This is a genomic window from Faecalibacterium sp. OF03-6AC, assembly GCF_003478175.1.
GTDB classification, from domain to species: domain Bacteria; phylum Bacillota; class Clostridia; order Oscillospirales; family Ruminococcaceae; genus Faecalibacterium; species Faecalibacterium taiwanense.
The window spans coordinates 5,188-6,183 of sequence record NZ_QUEN01000023.1; the positions used below are offsets into that span (position 1 = coordinate 5,188).

1 protein-coding gene is annotated in these 996 nt (G+C 61.4%); it reads left to right on the forward strand.

Features of this window, described 5'->3' with window-relative positions:
* On the forward strand, positions 1–996 hold a 996-nt coding region (locus DXA66_RS13970), incomplete at both ends, for an MATE family efflux transporter (protein WP_243089117.1).

A 996-nucleotide genomic window follows, 5' to 3' on the forward strand; every position in this document is an offset into this window, starting at 1 on the left:
TTTTACCCTGTTCCTGCTGGCGGCTCTGGTCTCGGTCAGTGTGCTGGCCGTGCTGGGCATTGTGTTCCTGCGGCCCATTGCCGTGCTGCTGGGCGCAAAGGGGGAGCTTTTGGACTATGCGGTGCGCTACGGGCGCATCCTGATGCTGGCTCTGCCGCCCTTTGCGCTGCAGAATATGTTCCAGAGCATTTTTGTCACCGCCGAAAAGCCGCACCTCGGCTTCTGGTTCACCGTGGGCGCAGGCTGCACCAACATAGTGCTGGATGTGCTGATGGTGGGCGTCTGGGGCTGGGGCGTGGAGGGCGCTGCCATTGCCACCTTTATCAGCCAGCTGGTGGGCGGCGTACTGCCGGTGTTCTACTTCATCGACCGCAGCAACTCCAGCCGCCTGCACCTGTGCAAGACCAGTTTTTACAGCAAAGTCCTGCGGGATGCCTGCATCAACGGCTCTTCCGAGCTGATGACCAACCTTTCCATGTCGCTGGTCAATATCCTGTACAACTACCAGCTGCTGCGTCTGGCCGGTGAGAACGGCGTGGCCGCCTACGGCGTCATCATGTCCGCGGCCTTCCTGTTCGTGGCGGTGTTCGAGGGCTATGCCGTGGGCAGTGCACCCATCGTCAGCTTCCACTACGGTGCCCGCAACCACACCGAGGTGCACAACCTCTACCGGAAAAGCCTGCGGCTCATCGCCGTGGTGGCTGTGACCCTGACGCTGGCTTCCATGTTCATCATCCCCTGTGTAGCGCGCATTTTCGTGGGCTACGATGCGGAGTTGCTGGCCCTGACCAGCCGTGCCTTCCGGCTGTATGCGCTGAGCTTCCTCATCATGGGCTTCAACGTGTATGCGTCCTCCTTTTTCACGGCGCTGGGCGACGGCGTGACCAGCGCGTTGATCTCCTTTTTGCGCACGCTGGTATTTCAGGTGATCGCCATTCTCCTGCTGCCGCTGCTGCTGGGCATCGACGGCATCTGGCTGGCCGTCACCGCCGCCGA